Origin of the sequence: Candidatus Pelagibacter sp., assembly GCF_052046145.1 — a bacterium.
Lineage (GTDB): Bacteria > Pseudomonadota > Alphaproteobacteria > Pelagibacterales > Pelagibacteraceae > Pelagibacter.
The window spans coordinates 652240-669748 of the sequence record NZ_JBNGZR010000001.1; the positions used below are offsets into that span (position 1 = coordinate 652240).

Genomic DNA, 17509 nt, shown 5'->3' on the forward strand with positions numbered 1-17509 from the left:
ACAAATTATAAATGAACATAGAGATCAAAAAGTCAATAAAACCAGTAAATTATTTTGATGCTATTAACATACTAGAGTCAAGATTAAAGGATTTATATGAAAATAATGAGCAAGAATTAATTTGGACTTTGGAGCATAATGAAGTTTTTACAGCAGGAACTTCTTATAAAGAGAATGAGATTATTGATAAATCCATTAAAATATTAGAGACGAATAGAGGTGGTAAAATTACTTACCATGGACCGGGTCAATTAATTTGTTACTTTGTTTTAGATTTAAGGAAAAAAAAAGATATCAGAAAATTTATAACAATTATCGAAAAGACAATAATTCAAACTTTAAAATTTTATAAAATAGAAACTTTTCCAGATAAAGATAATATCGGTATATGGCACAAGTATAATAATGAATTTAAAAAAATTGCTGCAATAGGTATCAGAGTTAGTAAATGGATTGCCTATCATGGTTTTGCAATAAATATCAATAATGATTTAGAAAATTATAAAAAAATTATACCATGTGGTATTTCAGATAAAGGAGTAACTAATCTAAAAAATATTTTAGATCAGGATTACTCAAATTTAAGTGATATATTAGTTAAAAATTTTATTTCAAATTTGAAAATCTAAGTCTTTTAGATTTTAAAAGTTTTTTAAAATAATCAGGTAACAATGCTGAATAAGTATGTTTTACGTCATTAATTTTAAATTTAATTTGATATGAATGTAACATTAAATTTTTATTAATTCCTTTATTGGAATTTGGTAATTTATATTTCGTATCTCCAAATATAGGATTTCCAATTGCATATAATTGTTTTCTTAACTGGTGTTTTCGTCCAGTAATAGGTTTTAATTCTAATAAACTTGCTTCAGAATTTTTATCAATAACTTTAAAAAATGTTTTTGCTTTTTCAATTATTTTTTTATCACCATCGTACCTACTTAAATCATCATCCCATACGCCAGATTTGTTATAAATTTCGCCTTGGCATATAGCTAAATACGTTTTGTGTACTTTTCTTAGTCTAAATAAAGAAGTAAGCAATTGAGCACTCTCTCTATTTTTAGCCATAATAAAAACACCAGAAGTATCTTTATCCAATCTATGAACAGAATATGGTTTTGTTCCCTCAAAAATTTCACTTTTGGCAAAAATATCAACTAGATTTTTTTTTGATTTAGTTCCACCTTGCACTGATATGCCTGATGCTTTGTTTATAACAACAAAATTGTCATTGTTGTCGATAATTTGATCTTCATTTGATTTTACAATTTCTTTTGATGGTAAAAACTTAATTTTTTTTTGTTGAATTGTCTCTTTAAATTCAATGTTGAATATATTTATTTCATCTTTCGTTTTTACTTTAAAAGAGCTTTTAACTTTCTTTCTATTGAGTTTTATTTTTCCTGTTCTTAAGTATTTCTCCACAAGTGCCTGTGGAATTTTACCAATTTTTAATCTTAACCATCTGTCCAAACGCATGTCATTACACGTTGAATCAACGATGTAAGATTTCTTCATGATTTAAGATTTAAGCTGAGGCTTGTTTTTTCTCTTCAGTAGTTTTAGGAGACTCTTTTTTTGGTTTATCAACTCTTTTAGCTTCAACATCTCTATCAACAAATTCAATTATTGCCATTGGAGCGTTATCCCCATATCTAAATCCAGCTTTAATTATTCTTGTGTAGCCACCTTTTCTATTCTCGTACCTTTTTGAAAGTGTTTTTTTTACTTTATTAGCTGATTTAATATCTTGTAGTTTAGAAACTAACATTTTGGTCGTCTGTAAAGTTTCTTTTTTTCCTAATGTTATTATTTTATCAGCTTGAGGTTTTAAAAATTTAGCTTTTGGCAAAGTAGTTTTAATCTGTTCATACTTAATTAAGGAATTAAGCATATTCTTAAGCAAAGCTTTTCTGTGCTCTGATGTTCTATTTAACTTCTTATTTGCCAAACCATGTCTCATTAAATTGCTTCCTCCAATTTCTTAGACATTTCTGCAATATTGTCTGGTGGCCAGTTAGGTATTTCCATTCCTAAATATAGAGACATACCTGTTAAAACTTCTTTGATTTCATTTAATGATTTTCTCCCAAAATTAGGTGTTCTCAACATTTCACCTTCAGATTTTTGAACTAGGTCACCGATATAAATAATATTATCATTTTTTAGGCAGTTCATTGATCTAACTGATAACTCTAACTCATCTACTTTTCTTAGTAAGTTTTTGTTAAATTCAGGTTCAGTAGAAACTTCTTTAACAGGAGCTTCAACCGGCTCATCAAAGTTTACAAACATTTTAAGTTGATCTTGGAAAATTCTTGCTGAATAAGCTACAGCATCTTCAGCAGAAATTGATCCATTAGTTTCAACTTCCATTATTAATTTATCATAATCCAATGCTTTACCTTCTCTAGCAGTACTTACTGAGTATGAAACTTTTTTAACTGGACTATAGAGTGAGTCTATAGCAATAAGACCTAGTGGTGGCTCTTCAGGTTTATTTAACTCTGCAGGTACATATCCTTTACCTGTATTAACATTCATCTCCATATGAAAAGTAGTATTTTCATCTAGATTACAAATAACTAAATCAGGGTTTAAAATCTCAACATCTGCAACTGGAGCAATATCTGAAGCTTTAATTTCTCCAGGTCCTTTTGCGTCTAAAATTAATTTTTTTGTACCTTCAGAATTACTTTTTAATGCTAAAGATTTAACGTTTAAAACGATATCAGTCACATCTTCTCTAACACCTTTGATTGAAGTAAATTCATGTAAAACTCCATCAATTTGAATTGATGTTACAGCAGCTCCTCTAATAGATGATAATAAAATCCTTCTTAAAGAATTTCCTAAAGTTAATCCATAACCTTTTTCTAAAGGCTCAGCTACAATTTTTGCATGAGTTAAGTCGTCACTTATTTGAACATCTAATTTAGATGGTTTAATTAATGACTTCCAATTTTTTACATTAACATTTTCGACTTCCATTAAACTCTCCTTTTCTTTGGTGGTCTAGTTCCATTATGAGGCATAGGCGTAGTGTCTTTAATTGACAAAATCTTAAATCCTCTAGCTTGCAATGCTCTTAAAGCAGTTTCTCTTCCTGATCCAGGTCCTTTGACTTCAACTGACAAAGTTTTCATTCCATACTCAAGAGCTTTTGAAGCTGCTGAGTCAGCTGCTATCTGAGCAGCGTAAGGAGTTGATTTTCTCGATCCCTTAAAACCTTTTTGTCCAGCAGATGCCCATGAAATTACATTTCCATTTGTATCAGCAATAGAGATGATGGTATTATTAAATGTTGATTGCACATAAGCAATTCCATTTAAAATATTTTTCTTAACTTTCTTTTTTTTTGAATAAGAACTTTTTACACTTTTCTTAGTAGATTTTTCTACTTTCTGATCTTTATTCTCAACTTTATCAGTCTTAGCCATAACTATTTTTTAGTTGGTGTTAATTTTTTTCCAGCAATAGCAATTGCTTTTCCTTTTCTTGTTCTAGCATTACATCTAGTCCTTTGCCCTCTCACAGGTAATTTTTTTCTATGTCTTGTTCCTCTGTAACAAGCTAGATCAATTAATCTTTTAATACTTAATGAATAATCTCTCCTTAAATCACCTTCTACTTTAAAGTTTTGATCGATATACTCTCTAATTTTTAAAATCTCTTCATCTGTTAATTCATTTACTCTTTTAGCTCTTGGAATTTCTAAAGATGAGCAAATTTGCTGAGAGAATTTATCACCAATTCCATAAATATAAGTTAAACCTATATGAACAAGTTTATTCTGTGGAATGTTTATACCTGCGATACGAGCCATAATTTTTGTGATAAATTGTGCCTTTTATATAAGAAGATTAATCAAAGTCAACGTCTTATAAATTGATAAAAGCGTCTATTTTCGCTGTTATTTCCTCAATTTCTAAGCTTCCATCAATCTCTTTAAAATTTGGATTCTGAGAGTAGAAATTTAGAACTGGTTGGGTTGTTTGCATGTATTTTTCATACCTTGAAACTATCGTATGAGCATCATCATCAGACCTATTTTCAATAATTTTTCTCTTCTCTAGCCTTTTGAGAATTGTTTCTTTATCAACGTTTAGAAATAATATTAAGTCTATGCTCTGATTTGAATTTTTTAGTAACACTTCTAAATTTTTAGCCTGAGTTAATGATCGAGGATATCCGTCAAATATTAATTTATTTTTTTTTTGAGGATCAGATATTAAATTTTCTATAAGTTTATTAACAATATCATCACTTATAAATTTACCATTTTTCATGTCATTGGTTATTGCTTTACCAATGTCTGAATTTTTTTTGATTTCTTCTCTTAAAAGATCACCTGTTGAAATTTGAAAAGCATTTAATTTGTTTACAAGATATTTAGACTGAGTACCTTTTCCAGCACCAGGCGGTCCAAATAAAATTATATTCACTTACTTACCAAATTTTGTTTTTTTAATCAGTTGTTCGTATTGTGAACTCATTAATCTTGTTTGTATTTGTGTCACAGTATCGATAGCTACTACAACAACAATTAATATAGATGCACCACCTAAATAAAAGGGTATTGGATAGTTTGCAATTAAAAATTCTGGCATCAAACAAACTAGAGTTAAATATAGAGCACCAATCGTAGTTAGTTTTGTTAAAATATTTTCAATATATAACGCAGTACTTTCACCTGGTCTAATTCCTGGTACAAATCCTCCATACTTTCTCAAATTCTCAGCAGTTTCTGTTGGATTAAATGTAATAGAAGTATAAAAAAAAGTGAAAAATATTATTCCTGATGCATACAGTAACATATAAAGAGGTTGTCCCTGTGTAAAATAAGAGCTCAAGTTTAAAAATGTTTCATCGTTAGAAAATGAGAAATTTGAGAAAGTTACTGGTAGTAATAGGAGTGCAGAAGCAAAAATTGCAGGAATTACTCCGGCCTGATTTATTTTTAAAGGTAAATGTGATGACTCTCCTCCATACATCTTGTTTCCCATTTGTCTTTTTGGATAATTAACAAGAATTTTTCTTAATGCTCTTTCCATAAAAACTACAAAAAGAATTGTAACTATTAATAAAACAAATATAGCTAGGATCATAAATGTTGAAACCGCACCCGTTCTACCTAATTCAAAAGTTGTAACCAAAGCTCTTGGAATTTCTGCTACAATACCAGCAAAAATTATTAATGATATACCGTTACCAATACCTCTTTGAGTGATTTGTTCTCCCAGCCACATTAAAAATATTGTTCCTGCAACAATGGTTGTAACTGTAGTAATTTTAAAAAAAGCTCCTGGATTAATTACTAAGTCGGCCGATGACTCTAAACCAACAGATAAACCATATCCTTGCACTGTTGCAAGTAATACTGTTCCATATCTAGTAATTTGTGTAATTTTAGCTCTTCCTATCTCTCCTTGAGCTTTAAGATTTTTAAAATAGTCAGTAACTCCTGTTAAAAGCTGAACTATAATTGCAGAAGAAATGTAAGGCATTATCCCTAAAGCAAATATTGCCATTCTACTGACTGCACCTCCTGCAAAAACATTAAACATACCTAGCAATCCTTTTTGATTGCCTTCCATCATTATTTTTAATTGCTCTGGGTCTATACCTGGTAAAGGTACAAAAGTTCCAAATCTATAAACGGCTAAAATTAAAATAGTAAATATTATTCTATTTCTTAAATCATTTGTTGATGATGATGCGCTCATATAAACAAACTATTTTTTTAATTGAATAGATCCACCAATTTTTTCTAGTTTTTCTATTGCTGATTTAGAGGCTAGGTCAGCTTCAATATTAATTTTATCTTTTACTTCCCCAGAACCTAAAATTTTTAATTTTTTTGAGTTTTTATTAATTAATTTAAGTTTTTTTAATAATTCTGAGTTTAATACTTCATTTGGATTAATATTTTTTTTGTCTATGTAAGATTGTATTTTATCTAAATTTAAAATTGCAACACTCTCTTTTGATATTGGGTTAAAACCTCTTTTTGGAAGTCTTCTGTATAATGGCATTTGACCACCTTCAAAACTTTTTATAGCTACCCCAGATCTCGATTTTTGACCTTTAACACCTCTTCCTGATGTTTTTCCTTTGCCTGAACCAATTCCTCTTCCAACTCTTATTTTAGATTTATTGATTTTTTCTCTATTATTTAAAGTAATCATTATCCTCTTTTTTCAATTATTTCAGAAATTTTTTTATTTCTAATCGCTGATATTTGTTTTGGTGAACTTTGTTTCATTAATGCTTTCATTGTAGCCCTGATTACATTATGTGCATTAGAAGTTCCCATAGATTTTGCAACAATATCTTTTACACCTAAAACTTCACATACTGCCCTAACAGGACCTCCTGCTATTATACCTGTTCCTTTAGAAGCAGCCCTTAACACTATTCTACCCGAGCCATCTTTTGCCTTAACGTCATGATGTATCGTTCTGCCTTCTCTTAATGGTATATGGGTAAGTTTTCTTCTTGCCATTTCATTTGCTTTTTTTATAGCATCAGGTACTTGTTTAGCTTTTGCGTGAGCTATACCAATTTTACCTGCTTGATTTCCAACAACTACAAGCGCTGAAAATCCAAATCTTCTTCCACCTTTGACAACTTTAGTAATTCGATTTATGTGGACTAATTTTTCTAATATATCATCTGTTTTTTTATCTTTTAAATTTTCCATAATTAAAATTCCATTCCATTTTCTCTTAAAGTTTCTGCAAAAACTTTAATTCTACCGTGATATTTGTAAGAACCTCTATCAAAGTAAATTTTAGTAATATTTTTCTCTTGAGCTTTTTTAGCTAATTTTTGAGCAACCAATTTAGATAGTTCAGTTTTATTAACTTTGTCTGCTGATTTAAGGTCTTTTTCTATAGATGAAGCTGATAACAAGGTTACTTTTTTTGTATCATCAATTATTTGAGCTGAAATATTTTTTGATGATCTAGAGATACTTAATCTAAATCTATCTTTTGGAGCAACTTTTTTAACTTTATTACTAACTCTAAATCTTTTTCTTATACTAGTGTTTAATTTCATTACTTTTTCTTACCCTCTTTTTTAAGAACATACTGTCCTTTTTCTCGAACACCTTTCCCTTTATATGGCTCAATTTTTCTTAATGTTTTGATTTTAGAAGCAACTTCACCTACTAGCTGCTTGTCAGAGCCTGTAATTTTTAATGTTGTTTGTTTTTCAACAGCAATTTTAATGCCTTCTGGTATGTCAAAATTGATATCATGACTATATCCCAATTGTAAGTTTAACTGATTTCCTTTTAAGGCTGCTCTATAACCAACACCAACTAATTCTAAGGTTTTTTCATAACCTGTGCTGGATCCAATAACAGCATTATTGATTAAACTTCTATTCATTCCCCAAAGTCTTTTTGAGTTTTGATCTACTTTTTTTGGTTTAATAGAAATTTCTTTACCCTCAATTATGTCTAAATTAAACATATCTAGATCCACATTGATTGATTTTTTCCCTAGAGGTCCTTCTATATTTATAATATTTCCAGCTAAAGCAACTTTTACTTTTTCAGGGATTGATATGTTAATTTTTCCTATTTTAGACATTAAAATACCTTACAAATTATTTCGCCACCAACTTTTTGTTTTCTTGCATCTATGTCTGTCATTACTCCTTTTGGAGTTGAAACAATAGCAATTCCTAAACCATTATTTATTTTAGGCAAGCTATCAGCAGAAGAAAAAATTCTTCTTCCAGGTTTTGACACTCTTTCAAAAGCACTAATTACTGGATTACCTGAATGGTACTTAAGCTCTAATGATAAAATTGGTTTTTTTTCTTCAGAACTTACTTTAAAATCTTTTATAAAACCTTCATTTTTTAGTATATCTGCAATTTTTGTTTTAAAATTAGATGAAGGTAATTCAACTTTTTTATGATTTCTAGCTTGAGCATTCTTCACTCTTGCAATCATATCTCCTATCGGGTCACTTAAACTCATAATTTTCCTTTCTACCAGCTAGATTTAACTAAACCAGGTATCTTTCCTTGTAATCCTAATTGTCTTAATGCAATTCTTGAAATCTTTAATTTTCTGTAAACACCATGAGGTCTTCCAGTAATCTCACATCTATTCATAACTCTTGTTTTAGCCGAGTTTCTTGGCAGTTTAGATAATTTTTGTTGCGCTTTAAATCTTTCTTCTAGTGGAATCTTTTTATCCATTACAATCTTCTTTAATGCTTGTCTTTTCTTATAAAGCCTATCTGAAAGCTTAATTCTTTTTTTATTTTTATTAACAGCGCTTAACTTTGCCATGTTTAATTATCTCCTTTTTTGATAAATGGAAAATTCATTTTTTCTAGTAATGCAAAACTATGCTCTTTGTTGATTGCTTTTATAACTATTACTATATCCAAACCTCTAACTTTGTCTGCTCTATCAAAGCTTACTTCTGGAAAAATTATATGCTCTTTAATTCCAAATGTATAATTACCAAATTTATCAAAGCCTTTTGAAGACAAACCTCTAAAATCTTTAATCCTTGGTAATGCTATATTCACCAATCTATCTAAGAATTCATACATTCTATTTTTTCTTAATGTTACCTTTAAACCAGCATTTGATCCTTTTCTGGTTTTAAAATTAGCAACTGATTTTTTAAATTTTGTTGTAAGTGGTTTTTGTCCAGTAATTTTAGCCATATCTTCTTCACATGATTTTAAAATTTTAGAGTCTGTAGCATCTAAACCGAGACCCATATTTAAAACAACTTTCTCAATTCTAGGAGTCATGTAAATATTTTTAAAACCAAACTGCTCTTTTAATGCAGGCTGTATTTCTTTATTGAATACTTCTTTTAATCTTGGTGTCATTATTTTTTAGCCTCTTTTTTCTTAGCCGTTTTTTCATCAATTAGTTTTAAGTTAGAAATATGGATAAAGCTTTCCTTTGGAAAAATTCCACCTTTTTTCTCTTTTGTTGTTTTAACGTGTTTTTTAACCATGTTTATTTCTTTAACTTTAGCTCTATTATTAACTCTATCGATTTCAATTACTTCACCCTCTTTTTTTTTATCTCTGCCAGCTAAAACTCTTACTTTCAAACCTTTTTTAATCATTATAAAACCTCCGGTGCCAAAGAAATAATTTTCATTTGACCTCTGCTTCTTAATTCTCTTGTAACTGGTCCAAAAATTCTTGTTCCTACTGGCTCCCCTTTGTCATCAACTAACACAGCAGCATTATTGTCAAATCTTACTTTAGAACCATCATTTCTGTGAATTCCCTTTTTAACTCTTACAACTACAGCTTTATGGACAGATCCTTTTTTAACTTTTCCTTTAGGTATCGCCTCTTTAACTGCAATTACAATTGTATCACCAATACTAGCGTATCTTCTTTTAGATCCACCTAGAACTTTAATACATTCAATTCTTTTTGCACCAGTATTATCAGCTACTTGTAACTCTGTTTGAACACCAATCATTACTTTGTACTCTCCATAACTTGAAATTTTTTATTTTTAGAAAAAGGTTTACTCTCAATAATTGAAACTTTATCACCAGTTTTGAACTTATTATTTTCATCGTGAGCGTTATAGTTTTTTCTAACTCTGATTACTTTTTTTAGAACTGGATGAGAATATTTACGTTCTACCATAACAGTAACTGTTTTATTTGGTTTATCGCTTATAACTACACCTGTAAGTATTTTTTTAGGCATTTGCTTTTCCTTTTAAAGTTGTTTTTAATCTTGCTATTGTTTTCCTAGTTTCCCCAATTTTAGCTGGGTTTGTTACCTGTGAATTCATTTTTTGAAATCTAAAATTAAAAAGATCTTTTTTAAGTTTATCAATATTCTTCACAATTTCGTCCTTTGATAATTTTTTAATTTCTTTTTTTTTCATTATGCAAATCTCTTAATTGTTTTGGTCTTAATTGGTAATTTTGCTGATGCTTTATATAAAGCTTCTTTTGCAATTTGTTCCGAAACACCATCAACTTCAAATAATATTCTTCCTGGTTTTACTCTACACGCGAAGTATTCTGGTGAACCTTTTCCTTTACCCATTCTGACTTCAATTGGTTTTTTTGAAACTGGTATATTTGGAAATATTCTTGTCCAAACTCTTCCTTGTCTTTTCATGTGTCTCGTTAAAGCAACTCTTGCAGCTTCAATCTGTTTTCCAGTAACTCTTTCAGGCTGTAAAGCTTTTAAAGCATAAGCACCATAGTTAATAGTACTAGCTCTTGTAGCATTACCATGAATTCTACCTTTATGCGCTTTTCTCCACTTTGTTCTTACTGGTTGAAGCATTATTGTTTACCTTCCTTTGGTGTTACCTTGTTAGTTTCTTGACTAAATTCTCTAGCAAATACCTCGCCTTTATAAATCCAAACTTTAATACCAATAATTCCATATGTCGTAAGAGCCTCTGCTTCTGCATAATCTATATCAGCTCTTAAAGTATGTGATGGAATACTTCCATCTCTTAACCACTCTGTTCTTGCTATTTCATTTCCACCAAGTCTTCCACTAACTGAAACTTTTATTCCTTTGGCTCCCAATCTAATACATGATTGCATTGCTCTTTTCATGGCTCTTCTATAAGAAATTCTTTTAACAAGCTGCTGAGCTATGTTTTCAGCTACTAAATAAGCATTAGTTTCGGGTTTTTTAACTTCTTTAATATTTAGGTTAACTTCATTTGATGTAAATTTTGAAAGATTATTTTTAATTTTGTCTATATCGCTTCCTTTTTTTCCAATAACAAATCCAGGTCTAGAAGTATAGATTGTAACATAACATTTATTAGATGTTCTTTCGATCATCACCTTAGATACACCAGAGTTGATTACATTTTTCTTGATATATTCCCTAATTTTAAAATCTTCGATTAGGTAATTTCCAAAATCTTTTTTCTTAGCATACCATACAGAGTCCCATCCTCTGTTGACACCTAGTCTAAAACCTACAGGATTAACTTTTTGCCCCATGCTTCTCCATTTGTTTTGCTTCTGATAAAATTATTGTAACAGTTGACCAAGGTTTTAATATTGGTGCCGCTCTTCCTTTGGCTCTTGGTCTAAATCTTTTCATAACTATTTTCTTTCCACAATATGCTTCTTTAACTATTAATTTATCAATATCGTATTGAAAATTATTTTCAGCATTGGCTACTGCTGAACTGATAGTTTTTCTAACATCTCTAGTAACTCTTTTTTCTGAAAACTGTAAATCTCTAATTGCAACATCAACTTTTTTACCAACAATACTTCTAAGTATTGGATTTAACTTTCTAACACTTGATCTAATACCGTTATTAACAGACTTCACTGTTTTTTCTTTAGATTTATCTATTTTCTTTTTCTTGCCCATAATTATTTCTTCTCTGCTGTTGCTGGTTTAGCTTTTTTATCAGCCGGTGTATGACCAAAAAATGTTCTTGTTGGCGCAAACTCACCTAATTTATGTCCAACCATATCTTCTGAAACAGTTATTGGTATAAATTTTTTACCATTATAAATTTGGAAACTTACCCCTACAAAATCTGGTAAAATTGTAGATTTTCTTGACCAAGTTTTAATAGGAATTTTCTTTGGATCGTCTTTATACTTGTCGACTTTCTTCATCAAGCTTTCTTCTACAAACGGTCCTTTCCAAACTGCTCTAGCCATTACTTAGTATCCTTCCTCTTATTTCTTCTCTTAATTATAAATTTATCTGTTCTTTTATTATCTCGAGTTTTTAAACCTTTAGCAGATTGTCCTGTAGGTGAAACTGGATGTCTTCCTCCAGCAGATTTACCTTCTCCACCTCCATGTGGGTGATCAACTGGGTTTTTAACAACACCCCTAGTATGAGGTCTTCTACCCAACCATCTTGATCTACCTGCTTTTCCAATTTTAATATTTTTTTGATCTGGATTACTTAAAATTCCAATTGTAGCTAAAGCTCTTGAATCTATTTTTCTCACTTCACCTGAGGCTAGTTTTATTAAACTATAGTTTCCATCTAGACCACTAATAGTAACTGATGAACCAGCTGCTCTAGCAATCTTTCCACCACCACCTGGCTGAATCTCGACATTATGTATATTGATACCTACTGGAATGTCTTGCAATGGCATACAATTACCAATTTTAATTTCTTTTTTGGAACCACTTTCAACTTTATCTCCAACTTTAATTTTTTGTGGTGCTAAGAAATATGAGTGAGTTCCATCCTCAAATTTAACTAACATGATGTAGCATGATCTATTAGGATCATATTCAATTCTTTCAACTCTGGCTTCCATGTCGAATTTTTTTCGATAAAAATCCACATGTCTGTACATTTTTTTATGTCCACCAGCTCTATTAATAGAGGTAATATGACCGTTATTATTTCTACCTTTCATCGCATTTTTAGGTGAAACTAAGGTCTTGAATGGTTTACCTTTCCATAAACCAGTTCTATCAACTAAAATAGTGCCTCTTGTAGATTTTGTATATGGTTTAAAAGTTTTTAATGCCATTTATTAAATTCCTGTTGTTAGATCAATGCTCTGACCCTTTTTTAGAGTAATTATTGCTTTCTTATATCCAGATACTTTTACTTTTCTACCTCTGGTAACTTTTATTCTATTTTGTTTGTTAATAATATTTATCTTAGTCACATTAACTTTAAATATTTTCTCAATATTTTTTTTTAAATTTTTCTTATTTGCACCATTTGGAACTTTAAAAACAATTTTATTCAGTTCAGATAAGTTAGTTGATTTCTCAGTAACAACTGGTGAAAGAATTTTGTCGTATAAGTGTATTTTTTCCATTTTATGAATATCTCTTTTCTAATTCTTTCACTGAACTTTCTGTAAAAACAACTTTTTTAAATTTAATAATATCGTAAGCACTAAAATGATTTACATCAGTAACTTTAACATTTGGAATATTTCTCACTGATTTTTCAATTTTTTCTTTAGAATTTTTATCTAAAATTATTAGTGAATTTTTAATTTCAAGTTTATTAATAATTGAGTTCATTTCTTTTGTTTTTTTTATTTCAGAACTAAAATCATATAAGATTAATAAATTTTTATTATTATTTTTTTCAGTAATTAATGAAGCTACGCTCTGTTTTTTCTCAGTTTTATTTAATTTTCTTTTCTTGTATGCTAATTCGCCTTTTGGTCCATGAGCAATACCTCCACCAACAAATATAGGAGCTTTTCTACTAGCATGCCTTGCACCACCAGTTCCTTTTTGAGCATATATTTTTGAAGTTGGTCCTTTTACTTCATTTTGTTGTTTAGTTTTGGCATGTCTTCCTTTGTAATTAGCATTTGTTTTATAAAGAACAGCGCTAACTAATTTATGGTTAATTTTAGCAGAAAAAATCTTATCCAAAACTTCGATACTATCTTTTTTTCCGTCAATGCTAATTTTATCTAATTTCATTATTTTTTCTTCTTCTCAGGTGTTTTTTTAGCCTCTTCAGCAGCTGCTTGTTTCTCACCAATTGTCATTTTGCTTATATTTTTTACTGATTTTTTAACCATTACTTCAGAATTTTTTGAACCAGGAATTGATCCTTTTAAGTAAAGAAGTTCGTTTTCTAAGTCTGTTTTTATTATTTCTATATTTTGCATTGTTCTTAGCTTGTCACCCATATGACCAGCCATTTTTTTTCCTTTAAAAACTTTTCCTGGATCTTGACTATGTCCAGTTGAGCCATGTGCTCTGTGTGATATTGAAACACCGTGACTGGCTCTTAAACCACCAAAATTATGTCTTTTCATAGCACCTGCAAAACCTTTACCAATTGTCTTTGATCTTGTATCTACAAATTTAATATCTTTGAATATTTCTAAACCAAACTCGTTTCCTTCTTTGTAAACAGAAGTATCATTTACTCTAAATTCTTTTAATTTTTTTTTAGCTTCTGTATTTTTTTTAGAAAAAACACCTTTCATTGCTTTTGTTAATTTTGAATTTTTAATCTTTCCATATCCAAGCTGAACAGCTTTGTATCCTCTTTTTTCCTCTTCAATAACCTGAATAACTCTAGCTTTTTCAACCTTAAGCACAGTTACAGGAACTAACTGACCAGATTTATAGAATTCTCTCGTCATTCCTATTTTTTTTCCTAATAAAGCTATCTCGCTCATAATTAAATTTTTATCTCCACATCTACACCAGAAGCTAAATCAAGTTTCATCAATGCTTCTACAGTTTGTGGTGTTGGTTCAATGATATCTATTAATCTTTTGTGTGTTCTTGACTCAAACTGTTCTCTGCTTTTCTTATCTATATGAGGTGATCTTAATACAGTGTATCTTTCAATTCTTGTAGGTAATGGAATAGGACCTTTAATTGTAGCTCCAGTTCTTTTAACTGTATTTACAATTTCTTCTGTTGAAGCGTCTAGAACCTTATTATCGTACGCTCTTAGTTTTATTCTTATGTTTTGCTTTTCCATTATCCTGCTACCTTTTTAGTTACTTCGTCTTGAACGTTTTGAGGAACTTTAGAATAATGATCAAAGAACATTGAATATTGTGCTCTTCCTTGTGACATTGATCTAAGATTATTAATGTAACCAAACATATTGGCTAGAGGAACCATAGCTGTAATTACAGTTGCATTTCCTCTTTGTTCTTGAGTGCTAATTTGCCCTCTTCTACTGTTTAAATCACCAATAACGTCTCCCATATAATCCTCGGGAGTAACAACTTCTACTCTCATAATCGGTTCTAGAAGTTTTAATCCTCCTTGAGTACAAGCTTCTTTGAAGCATGCCCTACTTGCAAGCTCAAAAGCTAAAACGCTTGAGTCAACATCGTGATGTAAACCATCAACAATAGTTACTTTGTAATCAATCATTGGGAAACCTGCCAAAATTCCACTATCAGAGACAGTTTCAATACCTTTTTCAACACCAGGAATAAATTCTTTTGGAATAGCTCCACCTTTAATAGCACTTTCAACTTCTCTTCCTTTTCCTGGTTCTTGAGGTTCAACAAATAATTTAACCTTTGCAAACTGACCAGCACCACCACTTTGTTTTTTATGTATGTATTCGTACTCAGCAGATTTTTCTATAGTTTCTCTGTAAGCAACTTGTGGAGCACCTACGTTTGCTTCAACTTTAAATTCCCTTTTCATTCGATCAACAATAATATCTAAGTGAAGTTCACCCATACCTTTAATGATTGTTTGACCTGATTCTTCATCTGAAGAAACTCTAAATGATGGATCCTCTTTAGCTAATCTTGCTAATGCTTCACCCATTTTTTCTTGGTCACCTTTAGTTTTTGGCTCTACCGCAATTTCAATTACTGGGTCTGGGAATTCCATTGGCTCTAATAAAACTGGATTTTCTTTGTCACATAAAGTGTGACCAGTCATTGTATTTTTTAATCCTGCTAGTGAAACAATATCACCTGCATTAGCCTCTTTAATGTCTTCTCTTGAATTAGCATGCATTAAAAGCATACGACCAACTCTTTCTTCCTTATCAGATGAAGAGTTATATACGGCAGTTCCAGACTTAATTGTACCAGAATAAATTCTAACAAATGTTAAAGAACCTACAAAAGGATCGTTTGCAACTTTGAACGCTAAACCAGAAAAAGAAGAACCATCATCAAATTTCATTTCTATTTCATCTTCTGATCCAACTTTTGTTCCTTTGATTGAACCAATATCAACTGGACTTGGCAGGTAGTTCACAACTGCATCCAGTAAAGGCTGAACACCTTTATTTTTAAAGGCAGATCCAGTTAAAACAGGAACAAAACTAAAATTCAATGTTCCTTTTCTTATACATTTAACTAAATCTTCTTCCTTAATTTCGTCTCCATTTAAGTAAGACTCCATTAACTTTTCATCTTGTTCTACAGCAGTTTCAATTAATTCTGTTCTATACTTTTCAGTTATTTCTTTAAGATCGTCAGGAATATCTTTGTATTCCCATTCTGCACCTAAAGCCTCATTTTTCCACACTTGAGCTTTCATTTTAACTAAATCAACAACTCCGGTTAGAGAGGCTTCAATTCCAATAGGAACTTGTAATACTAATGGCTTAGCACCCAATCTATCTCTAATCATGTCTACACATCTAAAGAAATCAGCACCTGTTCTATCAAGCTTATTTACAAAACAAATTCTTGGAACTTTGTATTTATCAGCTTGTCTCCACACTGTTTCAGATTGTGGTTCTACACCTGCTACACCATCAAAAACAGCTACTGCACCATCTAAAACTTTTAAAGATCTCTCTACTTCAATAGTAAAGTCTACGTGGCCTGGAGTATCTATAATGTTAACTCTGTGATCATTCCAAAAACAAGTAGTTGCTGCAGAAGTAATTGTAATACCTCTTTCTTGTTCTTGCTCCATCCAATCCATGGTTGCTGCACCATCGTGTACTTCACCTATTTTATGACTTTTACCTGTGTAATATAAAATTCTTTCTGTAGTAGTTGTTTTACCAGCATCTATATGAGCCATGATCCCAATGTTTCTGTATTTATCTAATGTGTGAGTTCTAGCCATATCTTATTACCACCTAAAGTGAGCAAAGGCCTTATTGGACTCTGCCATTTTGTGTACATCCTCTCTTTTTTTAACAGCAGCACCTTTTTTTTCATAAGCATCATAAAGCTCATTAAAAATTTTATCTGCCATATGTTTATCTTTTCTTTTTCTTGCTGACTCAACTAACCATCTAATAGCTAAAGCTTGTGCTCTTTTACTTTTTACCTCAACAGGAACTTGATAAGTTGCACCACCAACTCTTCTAGATCTAACTTCTACAGTTGGTTTGATGTTATTAATTGCTTCATTAAAAATATTAATCGGTTCATCCTTAGTTTTTGTTTTAATTTTATCTATAGCGTCATAAACTATTTTGGTAGCAATACCTCTTTTGCCATCATACATGATATTGTTGATTAATTTAGGAATAATGGTTGATTTGAATTTTGGATCTGGAACTACATTTTTTTTAGGTTGAGTTTTTTTTCTAGACATTATTTACCTTTTTTCGTTCCGTATAAAGATCTTCTTTGTTTTCTATTTGCAACACCTTGTGTATCTAGATTACCTCTTAAAATATGATAACGAACACCTGGTAAATCTTTTACCCTACCACCTCTAATCAATACTACCGAGTGTTCTTGAAGGTTATGACCTTCACCAGGAATATAAGCTGTAACTTCAAATCCATTTGATAATCTCACTCTAGCAACTTTTCTTAGTGCAGAGTTTGGTTTTTTAGGAGTTGTTGTATAAACTTTTACACAGACGCCTCTCTTTAAAGGTTGTTTTTGTAGAGCAGGAACTTTGTTCCTTGCCGCTGGTTTAACCCTTTTTTTTCTTAACAACTGATTAATAGTTGGCATAAATTTTTAAAATTAATTAATTTATTTTTAGATGAAAATAACTGACAGGTTATTTTGTGGCAGCGTTTAGTACCGTTAGAAGCACTACATTCCAACCAAAAACATCGCCAAATTACTTATT

Annotated in this window: 31 protein-coding genes; 1 reads left to right on the forward strand and 30 read right to left on the reverse strand. The window is 30.5% G+C overall.

The genetic code is table 11. From position 1 onward, the window contains the following. Positions 1 to 11: 11 nt before the first annotated feature. Entirely contained in the window at positions 12 to 629 is a 618-nt protein-coding gene (lipB, locus tag ACTT88_RS03460) for a lipoyl(octanoyl) transferase LipB (protein WP_440907950.1), read from the forward strand. Here the strand turns inward: lipB and ACTT88_RS03465 are convergent. Genes ACTT88_RS03465 through rpsL form a run of 30 tightly spaced genes read right to left on the reverse strand, consistent with a single transcriptional unit; the run spans position 607 to position 17388 of the window. Then, a complete protein-coding gene (locus ACTT88_RS03465) occupies positions 607 to 1524 on the reverse strand; it encodes an RluA family pseudouridine synthase (protein WP_440907951.1) in 918 nt (305 codons plus the stop codon). The genes lipB and ACTT88_RS03465 overlap by 23 nt on opposite strands. Before the next feature lie 10 nt (positions 1525 to 1534). After that, entirely contained in the window at positions 1535 to 1969 is a 435-nt protein-coding gene (gene rplQ, locus ACTT88_RS03470) for a 50S ribosomal protein L17 (protein ID WP_440907952.1), read from the reverse strand. Then, positions 1969 to 2997: a DNA-directed RNA polymerase subunit alpha gene (locus ACTT88_RS03475; protein ID WP_072091166.1), complete on the reverse strand. Its 1029-nt coding sequence runs from the start codon at positions 2995 to 2997 to the stop codon at positions 1969 to 1971. Before ACTT88_RS03475 ends, rplQ begins: the two co-directional genes overlap by 1 nt. Beyond that, on the reverse strand, positions 2997 to 3446 hold the full coding sequence (gene rpsK / locus ACTT88_RS03480; protein WP_440907953.1) for a 30S ribosomal protein S11: 450 nt from the start codon (positions 3444 to 3446) through the stop codon (positions 2997 to 2999). Before rpsK ends, ACTT88_RS03475 begins: the two co-directional genes overlap by 1 nt. A 2-nt stretch (positions 3447 to 3448) precedes the next feature. Then, the gene (gene rpsM, locus ACTT88_RS03485; protein ID WP_023853721.1) at positions 3449 to 3832 is read right to left on the reverse strand and encodes a 30S ribosomal protein S13; all 384 of its coding nucleotides are present in this window, start codon (positions 3830 to 3832) and stop codon (positions 3449 to 3451) included. A gap of 55 nt (positions 3833 to 3887) precedes the next feature. Then, the gene (locus tag ACTT88_RS03490) at positions 3888 to 4451 is read right to left on the reverse strand and encodes an adenylate kinase (RefSeq protein ID WP_440907954.1); all 564 of its coding nucleotides are present in this window, start codon (positions 4449 to 4451) and stop codon (positions 3888 to 3890) included. After that, positions 4452 to 5732, reverse strand: a complete 1281-nt coding sequence (secY, locus tag ACTT88_RS03495) for a preprotein translocase subunit SecY (protein ID WP_440907955.1) — start codon at positions 5730 to 5732, stop codon at positions 4452 to 4454. 9 nt (positions 5733 to 5741) lie between these two features. Next, positions 5742 to 6194 (reverse strand): 50S ribosomal protein L15, encoded by a 453-nt coding sequence (gene rplO, locus ACTT88_RS03500; RefSeq protein ID WP_023853718.1) that lies wholly within the window; start codon positions 6192 to 6194, stop codon positions 5742 to 5744. Then, a complete protein-coding gene (rpsE, locus tag ACTT88_RS03505; protein ID WP_023853717.1) occupies positions 6194 to 6709 on the reverse strand; it encodes a 30S ribosomal protein S5 in 516 nt (171 codons plus the stop codon). Before rpsE ends, rplO begins: the two co-directional genes overlap by 1 nt. A gap of 2 nt (positions 6710 to 6711) precedes the next feature. Further along, entirely contained in the window at positions 6712 to 7068 is a 357-nt protein-coding gene (gene rplR / locus ACTT88_RS03510; RefSeq protein WP_440907956.1) for a 50S ribosomal protein L18, read from the reverse strand. After that, positions 7068 to 7607 (reverse strand): 50S ribosomal protein L6, encoded by a 540-nt coding sequence (gene rplF / locus ACTT88_RS03515; protein WP_075503619.1) that lies wholly within the window; start codon positions 7605 to 7607, stop codon positions 7068 to 7070. The genes rplR and rplF overlap by 1 nt, the downstream gene beginning before the upstream one ends. Next, on the reverse strand, positions 7607 to 8002 hold the full coding sequence (gene rpsH, locus ACTT88_RS03520) for a 30S ribosomal protein S8 (protein WP_075485249.1): 396 nt from the start codon (positions 8000 to 8002) through the stop codon (positions 7607 to 7609). Before rpsH ends, rplF begins: the two co-directional genes overlap by 1 nt. 11 nt (positions 8003 to 8013) lie before the next feature. Continuing rightward, entirely contained in the window at positions 8014 to 8319 is a 306-nt protein-coding gene (rpsN, locus tag ACTT88_RS03525; RefSeq protein ID WP_023853713.1) for a 30S ribosomal protein S14, read from the reverse strand. Between the two features lie 2 nt (positions 8320 to 8321). Next, complete coding sequence (rplE, locus tag ACTT88_RS03530) at positions 8322 to 8876, reverse strand: 50S ribosomal protein L5 (RefSeq protein WP_440907957.1); 555 nt, start codon at positions 8874 to 8876, stop codon at positions 8322 to 8324. Then, entirely contained in the window at positions 8876 to 9121 is a 246-nt protein-coding gene (gene rplX, locus ACTT88_RS03535; protein ID WP_072091182.1) for a 50S ribosomal protein L24, read from the reverse strand. The genes rplE and rplX overlap by 1 nt, the downstream gene beginning before the upstream one ends. Then, positions 9121 to 9489, reverse strand: a complete 369-nt coding sequence (rplN, locus tag ACTT88_RS03540; RefSeq protein WP_023853710.1) for a 50S ribosomal protein L14 — start codon at positions 9487 to 9489, stop codon at positions 9121 to 9123. Before rplN ends, rplX begins: the two co-directional genes overlap by 1 nt. Beyond that, the gene (gene rpsQ / locus ACTT88_RS03545) at positions 9489 to 9725 is read right to left on the reverse strand and encodes a 30S ribosomal protein S17 (protein WP_023853709.1); all 237 of its coding nucleotides are present in this window, start codon (positions 9723 to 9725) and stop codon (positions 9489 to 9491) included. Before rpsQ ends, rplN begins: the two co-directional genes overlap by 1 nt. Further along, positions 9718 to 9909: a 50S ribosomal protein L29 gene (gene rpmC, locus ACTT88_RS03550; protein ID WP_440907958.1), complete on the reverse strand. Its 192-nt coding sequence runs from the start codon at positions 9907 to 9909 to the stop codon at positions 9718 to 9720. The genes rpsQ and rpmC overlap by 8 nt, the downstream gene beginning before the upstream one ends. Further along, positions 9909 to 10319, reverse strand: a complete 411-nt coding sequence (rplP, locus tag ACTT88_RS03555; RefSeq protein ID WP_023853707.1) for a 50S ribosomal protein L16 — start codon at positions 10317 to 10319, stop codon at positions 9909 to 9911. The genes rpmC and rplP overlap by 1 nt, the downstream gene beginning before the upstream one ends. Continuing rightward, positions 10319 to 10999 carry a 30S ribosomal protein S3 gene (gene rpsC / locus ACTT88_RS03560; RefSeq protein WP_072091187.1) on the reverse strand — a complete coding sequence of 227 codons (681 nt, stop codon included), beginning with the start codon at positions 10997 to 10999 and terminating at the stop codon, positions 10319 to 10321. The genes rplP and rpsC overlap by 1 nt, the downstream gene beginning before the upstream one ends. Next, on the reverse strand, positions 10983 to 11381 hold the full coding sequence (gene rplV, locus ACTT88_RS03565; RefSeq protein ID WP_440907959.1) for a 50S ribosomal protein L22: 399 nt from the start codon (positions 11379 to 11381) through the stop codon (positions 10983 to 10985). The genes rpsC and rplV overlap by 17 nt, the downstream gene beginning before the upstream one ends. A gap of 2 nt (positions 11382 to 11383) precedes the next feature. Continuing rightward, positions 11384 to 11680, reverse strand: a complete 297-nt coding sequence (gene rpsS / locus ACTT88_RS03570) for a 30S ribosomal protein S19 (protein WP_023853704.1) — start codon at positions 11678 to 11680, stop codon at positions 11384 to 11386. Then, on the reverse strand, positions 11680 to 12519 hold the full coding sequence (rplB, locus tag ACTT88_RS03575) for a 50S ribosomal protein L2 (protein WP_440907960.1): 840 nt from the start codon (positions 12517 to 12519) through the stop codon (positions 11680 to 11682). The genes rpsS and rplB overlap by 1 nt, the downstream gene beginning before the upstream one ends. A 3-nt stretch (positions 12520 to 12522) precedes the next feature. Then, entirely contained in the window at positions 12523 to 12816 is a 294-nt protein-coding gene (gene rplW / locus ACTT88_RS03580) for a 50S ribosomal protein L23 (protein WP_440907961.1), read from the reverse strand. A gap of 1 nt (position 12817) precedes the next feature. Further along, positions 12818 to 13441 carry a 50S ribosomal protein L4 gene (gene rplD / locus ACTT88_RS03585; protein WP_440907962.1) on the reverse strand — a complete coding sequence of 208 codons (624 nt, stop codon included), beginning with the start codon at positions 13439 to 13441 and terminating at the stop codon, positions 12818 to 12820. Further along, the gene (rplC, locus tag ACTT88_RS03590) at positions 13441 to 14151 is read right to left on the reverse strand and encodes a 50S ribosomal protein L3 (protein WP_440907963.1); all 711 of its coding nucleotides are present in this window, start codon (positions 14149 to 14151) and stop codon (positions 13441 to 13443) included. Before rplC ends, rplD begins: the two co-directional genes overlap by 1 nt. Before the next feature lie 2 nt (positions 14152 to 14153). Next, on the reverse strand, positions 14154 to 14462 hold the full coding sequence (gene rpsJ, locus ACTT88_RS03595) for a 30S ribosomal protein S10 (RefSeq protein WP_023853699.1): 309 nt from the start codon (positions 14460 to 14462) through the stop codon (positions 14154 to 14156). Next, entirely contained in the window at positions 14462 to 16540 is a 2079-nt protein-coding gene (fusA, locus tag ACTT88_RS03600) for an elongation factor G (RefSeq protein ID WP_440907964.1), read from the reverse strand. The genes rpsJ and fusA overlap by 1 nt, the downstream gene beginning before the upstream one ends. 6 nt (positions 16541 to 16546) lie before the next feature. Next, on the reverse strand, positions 16547 to 17017 hold the full coding sequence (gene rpsG, locus ACTT88_RS03605) for a 30S ribosomal protein S7 (RefSeq protein ID WP_440907965.1): 471 nt from the start codon (positions 17015 to 17017) through the stop codon (positions 16547 to 16549). Continuing rightward, positions 17017 to 17388: a 30S ribosomal protein S12 gene (rpsL, locus tag ACTT88_RS03610; RefSeq protein WP_023853696.1), complete on the reverse strand. Its 372-nt coding sequence runs from the start codon at positions 17386 to 17388 to the stop codon at positions 17017 to 17019. Before rpsL ends, rpsG begins: the two co-directional genes overlap by 1 nt. Positions 17389 to 17509 lie beyond the last annotated feature (121 nt).

What these genes read in the sequence shown, in the direction of transcription:
- lipB (WP_440907950.1), top strand. Translation starts at nt 12, where the DNA reads ATGAACATAGAGATCAAAAAGTCAATAAAACCAGTAAATTATTTTGAT.
- ACTT88_RS03465 (WP_440907951.1), bottom strand. Translation starts at nt 1,524, where the DNA reads ATGAAGAAATCTTACATCGTTGATTCAACGTGTAATGACATGCGTTTG.
- rplQ (WP_440907952.1), bottom strand. Translation starts at nt 1,969, where the DNA reads ATGAGACATGGTTTGGCAAATAAGAAGTTAAATAGAACATCAGAGCAC.
- ACTT88_RS03475 (WP_072091166.1), bottom strand. Translation starts at nt 2,997, where the DNA reads ATGGAAGTCGAAAATGTTAATGTAAAAAATTGGAAGTCATTAATTAAA.
- rpsK (WP_440907953.1), bottom strand. Translation starts at nt 3,446, where the DNA reads ATGGCTAAGACTGATAAAGTTGAGAATAAAGATCAGAAAGTAGAAAAA.
- rpsM (WP_023853721.1), bottom strand. Translation starts at nt 3,832, where the DNA reads ATGGCTCGTATCGCAGGTATAAACATTCCACAGAATAAACTTGTTCAT.
- secY (WP_440907955.1), bottom strand. Translation starts at nt 5,732, where the DNA reads ATGAGCGCATCATCATCAACAAATGATTTAAGAAATAGAATAATATTT.
- rplO (WP_023853718.1), bottom strand. Translation starts at nt 6,194, where the DNA reads ATGATTACTTTAAATAATAGAGAAAAAATCAATAAATCTAAAATAAGA.
- rpsE (WP_023853717.1), bottom strand. Translation starts at nt 6,709, where the DNA reads ATGGAAAATTTAAAAGATAAAAAAACAGATGATATATTAGAAAAATTA.
- rplR (WP_440907956.1), bottom strand. Translation starts at nt 7,068, where the DNA reads ATGAAATTAAACACTAGTATAAGAAAAAGATTTAGAGTTAGTAATAAA.
- rplF (WP_075503619.1), bottom strand. Translation starts at nt 7,607, where the DNA reads ATGTCTAAAATAGGAAAAATTAACATATCAATCCCTGAAAAAGTAAAA.
- rpsH (WP_075485249.1), bottom strand. Translation starts at nt 8,002, where the DNA reads ATGAGTTTAAGTGACCCGATAGGAGATATGATTGCAAGAGTGAAGAAT.
- rpsN (WP_023853713.1), bottom strand. Translation starts at nt 8,319, where the DNA reads ATGGCAAAGTTAAGCGCTGTTAATAAAAATAAAAAAAGAATTAAGCTT.
- rplE (WP_440907957.1), bottom strand. Translation starts at nt 8,876, where the DNA reads ATGACACCAAGATTAAAAGAAGTATTCAATAAAGAAATACAGCCTGCA.
- rplX (WP_072091182.1), bottom strand. Translation starts at nt 9,121, where the DNA reads ATGATTAAAAAAGGTTTGAAAGTAAGAGTTTTAGCTGGCAGAGATAAA.
- rplN (WP_023853710.1), bottom strand. Translation starts at nt 9,489, where the DNA reads ATGATTGGTGTTCAAACAGAGTTACAAGTAGCTGATAATACTGGTGCA.
- rpsQ (WP_023853709.1), bottom strand. Translation starts at nt 9,725, where the DNA reads ATGCCTAAAAAAATACTTACAGGTGTAGTTATAAGCGATAAACCAAAT.
- rpmC (WP_440907958.1), bottom strand. Translation starts at nt 9,909, where the DNA reads ATGAAAAAAAAAGAAATTAAAAAATTATCAAAGGACGAAATTGTGAAG.
- rplP (WP_023853707.1), bottom strand. Translation starts at nt 10,319, where the DNA reads ATGCTTCAACCAGTAAGAACAAAGTGGAGAAAAGCGCATAAAGGTAGA.
- rpsC (WP_072091187.1), bottom strand. Translation starts at nt 10,999, where the DNA reads ATGGGGCAAAAAGTTAATCCTGTAGGTTTTAGACTAGGTGTCAACAGA.
- rplV (WP_440907959.1), bottom strand. Translation starts at nt 11,381, where the DNA reads ATGGGCAAGAAAAAGAAAATAGATAAATCTAAAGAAAAAACAGTGAAG.
- rpsS (WP_023853704.1), bottom strand. Translation starts at nt 11,680, where the DNA reads ATGGCTAGAGCAGTTTGGAAAGGACCGTTTGTAGAAGAAAGCTTGATG.
- rplB (WP_440907960.1), bottom strand. Translation starts at nt 12,519, where the DNA reads ATGGCATTAAAAACTTTTAAACCATATACAAAATCTACAAGAGGCACT.
- rplW (WP_440907961.1), bottom strand. Translation starts at nt 12,816, where the DNA reads ATGGAAAAAATACACTTATACGACAAAATTCTTTCACCAGTTGTTACT.
- rplD (WP_440907962.1), bottom strand. Translation starts at nt 13,441, where the DNA reads ATGAAATTAGATAAAATTAGCATTGACGGAAAAAAAGATAGTATCGAA.
- rplC (WP_440907963.1), bottom strand. Translation starts at nt 14,151, where the DNA reads ATGAGCGAGATAGCTTTATTAGGAAAAAAAATAGGAATGACGAGAGAA.
- rpsJ (WP_023853699.1), bottom strand. Translation starts at nt 14,462, where the DNA reads ATGGAAAAGCAAAACATAAGAATAAAACTAAGAGCGTACGATAATAAG.
- fusA (WP_440907964.1), bottom strand. Translation starts at nt 16,540, where the DNA reads ATGGCTAGAACTCACACATTAGATAAATACAGAAACATTGGGATCATG.
- rpsG (WP_440907965.1), bottom strand. Translation starts at nt 17,017, where the DNA reads ATGTCTAGAAAAAAAACTCAACCTAAAAAAAATGTAGTTCCAGATCCA.
- rpsL (WP_023853696.1), bottom strand. Translation starts at nt 17,388, where the DNA reads ATGCCAACTATTAATCAGTTGTTAAGAAAAAAAAGGGTTAAACCAGCG.